General features: G+C 68.3%; 5 protein-coding genes. 2 read left to right on the top strand and 3 right to left on the bottom strand.

The window, feature by feature from the left end; genetic code table 11:
• Positions 1-303, top strand: a 303-nt coding sequence (locus CCN33_RS15345; protein WP_483027242.1) for a virulence activator alpha C-terminal domain-containing protein, incomplete at its 5' end; no start/stop codon positions are given.
• Positions 304-358: 55 nt separating this feature from the next.
• Here CCN33_RS15345 and CCN33_RS15340 read toward each other — a convergent pair.
• A complete protein-coding gene (locus CCN33_RS15340; protein ID WP_086694179.1) occupies positions 359-1,393 on the bottom strand; it encodes a tetratricopeptide repeat protein in 1,035 nt (344 codons plus the stop codon).
• Positions 1,394-1,726: 333 nt separating this feature from the next.
• Between CCN33_RS15340 and uvrB the strand changes: the two genes are divergently transcribed.
• Entirely contained in the window at positions 1,727-3,649 is a 1,923-nt protein-coding gene (uvrB, locus tag CCN33_RS15330) for an excinuclease ABC subunit UvrB (RefSeq protein ID WP_086694177.1), read from the top strand.
• A gap of 5 nt (positions 3,650-3,654) precedes the next feature.
• Here the strand turns inward: uvrB and CCN33_RS15325 are convergent, their stop codons facing one another.
• Both CCN33_RS15325 and CCN33_RS15320 read right to left on the bottom strand, forming a co-directional pair.
• Positions 3,655-4,350: a hypothetical protein gene (locus tag CCN33_RS15325; RefSeq protein WP_244173817.1), complete on the bottom strand. Its 696-nt coding sequence runs from the start codon at positions 4,348-4,350 to the stop codon at positions 3,655-3,657.
• Positions 4,350-6,626 carry a MerR family transcriptional regulator gene (locus CCN33_RS15320; protein ID WP_086694176.1) on the bottom strand — a complete coding sequence of 759 codons (2,277 nt, stop codon included), beginning with the start codon at positions 6,624-6,626 and terminating at the stop codon, positions 4,350-4,352. Before CCN33_RS15320 ends, CCN33_RS15325 begins: the two co-directional genes overlap by 1 nt.
• Position 6,627 lies beyond the last annotated feature (1 nt).

Below are 6,627 nucleotides of genomic sequence, written 5' to 3'. Positions count from 1 at the left end.
CCCCTCACCCGTCCCACCGCCATCCGCGACGGCCTCCTGGTCAAGGTCCAGTGCGCCGACCTCGCCGACCCGGCCCCTGTCCAGGCCGACCTCACCGCCCACGTGGACTGGTCCCGCGCCAAGCTGGCGCGCTACGAGCGCCTGCGGGAACGGCTGCTGGCGGGCCGCACGGAGGAGGAGTTCCTGGCGGGCGCCGACCGCGTGGGCCCATACCTCACCCTGCTGCGGGGCATCGCCTTCGAGGAGGAGAACCTGCGGTGGGGGGAGCTGGCGCTGCGGGTACTGGCGGCGCGCTCGTCGTGAACTCCCGTCCTGCCGAGGCCCCATGAAGGACCCCGGCAGGTTCGTCCCGGAAGGGTCAGGACGTGCCGGAGCGGCTCTCCTCGGCGAGCGTCCGCAGCTCGGCCAAGTCCTCCTCGTCCAAGTCGAGTCGCTCCGCCGACTTCAGCAACGCGCCGATCTCGTCCCCCCGGTTCTGATCCGCGAGGAACTGCGCGTAGTAGACGTAAGCGGTCTCGTCCTGGTGGGCGAGGGCCTCGCGGTAGTGGTGGTCGGCGCGGGACCACTGCTCCAGCTCCTCGTGGAGCAGGGCGAGGTTGAGATGCGCGTTGATCTCGCCGTCCTCCTTGGCGGCGGCCTCGTAGTGACGTACGGCCTCCTCGGGGGCGCCGGTATCGGCCAGGTGGAGGGCGTAGGCGAAGTGGGCGCCGGTGACCTCCTCGGCGAGGGCCTCGCGGAGGTGGGTGCGGGCCGACTCCAGGTCGCCTAGGGCGTGTTCGGTCTCGCCGAGCACGGCCAGTACGGAACGGTGCCCGGCGTCCAGTGCCTGCTTCAGCCAGGGCAGCGCCTCCTCGTACTTCTCCTCGTCCGCGAGCAGCCGGCCGAGGTTGCCGGCCGCCATGGTGTCGCCGCGCTCGATGGCCCGGCGCAGCAAGTCGACGGCCTCGTCCAGCCGTTCCTCGTCCTCGCTGAGGAAGGCGCCGTAGTCGTTGAGGGCGCGGGGGTTGTCGTCGACGAGCGCCTGCCGGTAGTACTCCTCGGCCTGCCGGCGGTCCCCCAGCTCGTCGGCCAGGACGGAGGCGATCATGAGGGTGACGTCCCGGCCGCCGTCGGCCGCCGACCGGAGTGCCGCCAACGCCTCCTTGGGCCGCTCGAGTTCGACGAGCAGCTCGGCGAGAGCCTCGTAGGCGGCCGGGTTGCCGCCCTGCGCCTCGGCCTCGACGGTCTTCAGCGCGGCGTCGATGTCGCCCCACTCGGAGACGAGGTCGAAGATCCTCTCCGCCACCTCGTCGTCCGGGCGGTTCCAGGCCCGTAGATAGAGGGAGAGGGCGGCGGCACGGTCACCGGCCACGAGGCGCTGCGCGGCCTCGGCGGCCAGGTTGCTTTCTGTCATGGGGACATCCTCTCGAACCGGCGAACGGCTTTTCGCCGCCACCCCGCCCACCGGTGCCGGCCGCGCCCCATGTCCACCCGCGCGTCCACCAGTGGCAGGTCGCGGGCGCCCCGTCGGCGCGGACCACCTGCCACCACGGCACCCCGTCACCGCGCAGGCCCATCACCCACCCGATACCTGCCTTGTCGCTCTCGATCATTGAGTGCCCTACCACACAACTCGACCGTAAAGCTATTAGACATTGACAATATTGGATGCTACACGCAAAATGGACGCAGTCTAAGTAGCTTTTGTCCGCTTCTGTGCGGTTGCCTCTAGTTCAGGAGCGAACCCATGGCATTCCCGTCCGAGAACCGGCGCATCACCCTGGCCGAGCACACCGCCGACCAGGTCATACGCACCGGCCGGCCGTTCCAGGTGGTCTCCCCCCACACCCCGTCCGGGGACCAGCCGCAGGCGATCGCCGGGCTGGAGAAGCACCTCCGCGCCGGGGAGAGCGACGTGGTGCTGCTGGGTGCCACGGGCACCGGCAAGTCCGCGACGACCGCCTGGCTGATCGAGAAGCTCCAGCGCCCCACCCTCGTGCTCGCGCCGAACAAGACCCTCGCCGGCCAGCTCGCCAACGAGCTGCGCGAGCTGTTCCCGCACAACGCGGTGGAGTACTTCGTCTCCTTCTACGACCACTACCGCCCCGAGTCGTACGCCCCGAGCACCGACACCTACTTCGCGAAGGAGTCGGTCTCCAACAAGGAGGTCGACCGGCTGCGGCACTCGGCGACCTGGTCGCTGCTCAGCCGCCGTGACGTGATCGTCGTGGCGTCCGTGTCCTGCATCTACGGCCTCGGCACGCCCCAGTCCTACCTCGACCGCTCGTTCCAGCTTGCGGTGGGCGACACCGTCGACCGGGAGGAGCTGCTCGCGGCGCTGGTCGACATCCAGTACACCCGTACCGACGGCGAGCCGGCCGCCGGCCGGTTCCGCGTGCGCGGCGACACCATCGACATCCACCCCGCGTACGAAAAGACGATGCTGCGGGTGGAGATGTTCGGCGACACCGTCGAACGGCTGACCGTCGCCGACCCGGAGACCGGTGAGCTGCGGGAGGTCATCGACCGCACCCGCGTCTTCCCCGCCACCCACTACTTCGCGGGCCCCGAGCGGATGCGCACGGCGGCCGACTCCATCCGGGCCGAGCTGGCCGAGCGCGTCGCGGAGCTGACCCGAGCCGGCAAGCTGCTCGAGGCCGACCGTCTCCAGACGCGTACGGAGTACGACATCGAGCTGATCCGGCACACCCAGGTCGCCTCCGGGATGGAGAACTACTCCCGGCACCTGGACGGCCGCGCCCCCGGCGCACCGCCGTCCACGCTGCTGGACTACTTCCCCGAGGACATGCTCGTCGTGATCGACGAGTCGCACGTCACGGTGCCGCAGCTCTCCGGCATGAGCCACGGCGACGCCGCGCGCAAGAACACTCTCGTCGAGCACGGTTTCCGGCTGCCGTCCGCAATGGACAACCGTCCCCTGACGTGGTCGGAGTTCGCCGCGCGCTGCCCGCAGCGGGTCTACCTGTCCGCGACGCCGGGGCGCTTCGAGCTGACCGCGGCGCGGGGCGCCGTCGTCGAGCAGATCATCCGGCCGACCGGGCTGCTCGATCCGGAGGTGACGGTCAAGCCGACCGCCGGCCAGATGGAGGACCTGCTCGCGGAGATCCGCGAGCGGTCCGCCCGGGGCGAACGGACCCTGGTGACGACGTTGACCAAGCGGATGTCGGAGGAGCTGACCGAGTACCTCGACAGCCAGGGAGTCCGCGTCCGCTATCTGCACTCCGGCGTGACCACCCTGCGCCGCGTCGAGCTCCTGGCCGACCTGCGCCGGGGCGAGTACGACGTCCTCGTGGGCATCAACCTGCTGCGCGAGGGACTCGACCTGCCGGAGGTCTCGCTGGTCGCGATCCTCGACGCCGACCAGGACGGGATCTTCCGCAACGACACCGCGCTGATCCAGATGATCGGCCGCGCGGCGCGCAACGTCAGCGGCGAGGTGCACATGTACGCCGACCGGCTGACCCCCTCGATGGCCCGCGCCATCGACGAGACCAACCGCCGCCGCGCCCTCCAGACGGCCCACAACGAGACCCACGGCATACGCCCGACCGCCCTCCGCAAGAAGATCCGGCACACGGTGTCCGCCCAGTACCCCGAGTCCCAGCACCCGACCACCGGCACGTCGTACAACCAGAAGATGGCGGCGTAGGGCGGTTACGCGGGGTCCAGCACGGGCTTCGGGGGGAGCCCGCCGTTCTTGTCACAGCGGAGTTCCTTGGCCATGGCGAGGGAGAAGGAGTGCGCGACGGTGGCGTAGGCGTTCTTCAACGCCTTGATGTTGTCCTGAGGATCCCTCGGCATGCCTCCGCGCTCCACGCCGATCACAATGTGGGCCTCTCCCGCCGCGCCCAACTTGTCGCTCTGGCAGGCGAAAAAGACGTAAGCCTGCTCCGTCCCTGCGAGGGTCTCCTCTCCCATCTTCAGCACGGTGAACTTCGGGGACGCCGGGTCATCCGAAGGAGCACTGTCGGCCAGCCGCCAGGTGATCGCAAGTTTGAAAGGCGGCGTGCCGATGGGTGTGAAGATGCGGCAGGCGTTCGTTCCACCGACGGTGGAGCCCGGGTACGCAGAAGCAAGGGCTGACGCGGCCTGGGCGACGGTGTACTCCTTCGACGATGCCTCGAAGCGTGACGCTCCCGTGATCGTTTTCAGCGCCTTGGACGCCTCGGTGGAAATGGCGTTGCCACCGCAGAGTTGTGTCCCCGCCACAACCTTGTAGTCCTTCGGCAGGCCGTCCTCGTCCCCGTCGCCTCCACACCCCGTGGCCCCGAGAAGCAACGAGCCGGCCAGACCAGCGGAAAGCAGCCCCCTACGAGCTGACCTACGACCCATCACTGTCTGCATCCTCATCAGCCGGTCTCCGGGTCGTTGCCTTGCTGGTTCTCCCGATCGTTGCCGACCCCGTAGCCGATCACCATCGACTCGCGCAGATCCTGCGCAAATAGGTTCTTTTCGGGTTCCGAAACGTAACGGTCGAGGAAGTCCTCCATCGGAGCCTCAGCCATGGTCTCCCCGGCAGAATAGATCTTGTCCTTCTCGTCGTCGGTGAGATCCTCCAACTTCTCCTTGTGCTCATCCACTGAGCTGTCCGCCACATCCCCGACCATCTGCCCGATGAACTGTTCCGCAGCCCCGCTCGCGGTATCCGTCGCCAGCGGAATAAGCACCGCTGCCGCGCCCACGGCGGCAGTGGCGGGGAGGAAGGCGACGCCTGCCGCGAGGCCCGCCGTGGCCCCGAACTCGACCCAGCCCGCCCGGCTGGCGACCGCCTTCTCGTAGTCCTCGTGGGTCTTGAGGTTGGTCGCCTCGACCTGGTCGGCGCGGGACTGGTCGAGCATGCCCTGTACCTCGGCACCGGTGCGCACGGTCGCCCTGGCCTGAGCGGCGACCTCGTCGGTGATCTTTCCGTCCGGCCCCACCGCCCCTTCCAGCGCGCTCCGGGTGTAGACCTGCTCCGCCGCCGAGACCGTCGCGTACGCGTCCGGGTGCTGACCCAGCGTGCTGAGGAAGCCCCGTACGACGCTCCGCCCGTTCCCGTCCACCGTGTCCCGGAAGTCGACATGCCCCTCGGGATTCCTGCCCGGCGCGAACACGCTCTGCGAATCGTTCTTGTCCAGAGCCCAGTTGATGTCGTCGATGTAACCGGCGCCCATGGTGCCCAGGCTGTCGGCCATCGCCTCGTGATGCTTCTTCAGCAGCTCCGGGTCGGAGGCGTACTTCTCCATGACCTTCTGCATGATCGCGGCGTTGTCCGCGTCTCGCACCACATGCCCGTCCGGGTGTCCGGCCGGGTAGCCGAGGGTCGCCGCCTCCAGGGCGTGGCCGAGGGCGTCGGGCATCTGGTTGAGCGACGCCTTGTACTCGTCGGCGTCGGTCGAGTTGATGTCGGGGAAGGACTCCCACTTCTCGTTGCTGAAGAAGTCCAGGTAGTTGTCGATCGCGTGGCCGTCCTTGTCCTTCCCGAGGGCGGCGGTGGCACCGTGGTCGACCGTGCCGTCCTGGTTGTACGCGGTCGGCGGGTCGGCGAAGAAGTGCTTCGCCGCGTCAGGGCTGTTGCCGAGGGCTTCGAGCATGGCGGTGGCCGGGTCGTAACCGGCTCCGTTCACGCCGGAGGGGTTGTACGGGTTCTGCAGCCAGCCGTTCACCACCTTGTTCTCGGCGAACATGTCCGGGGCCTTGGCATGCAGCTGCGCCACGTGTTCGGCGATCGGGTTGAGGAACTTGGCGTCGTAGTTCCCGTACCGCATGATCCCGCCGAGCAGCTGGTAGCCGAACGGGCCGCCGTAGTCGTGCTTGGCCAGCGGGATGCGCTCCGTGCCCAACTTGCGCAGTTCCGGGCCCCACTTGTCGGTGAATTCCTTGTCGTGGGAGGCGGTGGCCAGGTTGAGGCCGAGGTTCTTCTGGAGTTCCTGGACGTCCTTGAGGCGCTCCGGGTCGACCTTGCTGTAGTCGTACGTGTCCGTGGAGAGCTGCCCGAAGAACGCGAGCGACTTCTCTGGGCCGAGCTTCCCGTAGAAGTCCTTGGCGAACTCCGTCGACGAACTGTTGTCCTTCAACAGCTCGTTGAGCTGCTGGAGTTCGGCGTGGGTGAGGTCACGGCCCTTGGCGGCCAGAGCGGCGGCGCGGGCGGCCTCCTCCTGGTCCAGCTTGGTGTACGTGGGAGCGCTGAAGTCCTTGCGGTCGGTGACGTTGGCCTCGAGGGCGTTCTTGAGGGCGACGTCGGTGTCGTTGCAGTTGTCGACAATGAGGTCGATCCTCTTCTGCCACGACTCGATGTTCTTTCTCTCCTGCCCGATGAGGTCGATGTAGTCGGGATCGTGCCGCGCCATGTGTTGCTCGGACAACGGCTTCCGCGCCGTGACCTTGCCCTTGTCGTCCACGCGGATGCCGGCCGAGGGCCCCTCGTGGTCCCGGATGCCGACCAGGTCGTCATGGGCCTGCTTGATGGCCGTGTAACCGTCTTCGAGGACCAGCTTCACCCCCTTGGCCTCCGCTGCGGCGTCCTCGAACTCCTTGACGGTCTTGCCGATGAACGCACGGGTGACGCCCGCGTTGACGCCCTCCCAGTCGGCCTTGTCCGCCTTCGCCTTCATCCCGGCGGCGGCGTCGGCGGCGAGCTTGTCCAGC

The sequence above is a fragment of the Streptomyces recifensis genome (genome assembly GCF_002154615.1).
In the GTDB taxonomy this organism is placed as follows: domain Bacteria; phylum Actinomycetota; class Actinomycetes; order Streptomycetales; family Streptomycetaceae; genus Streptomyces; species Streptomyces griseoluteus.
This window is presented reverse-complemented; position numbering and strand designations above follow the sequence as displayed.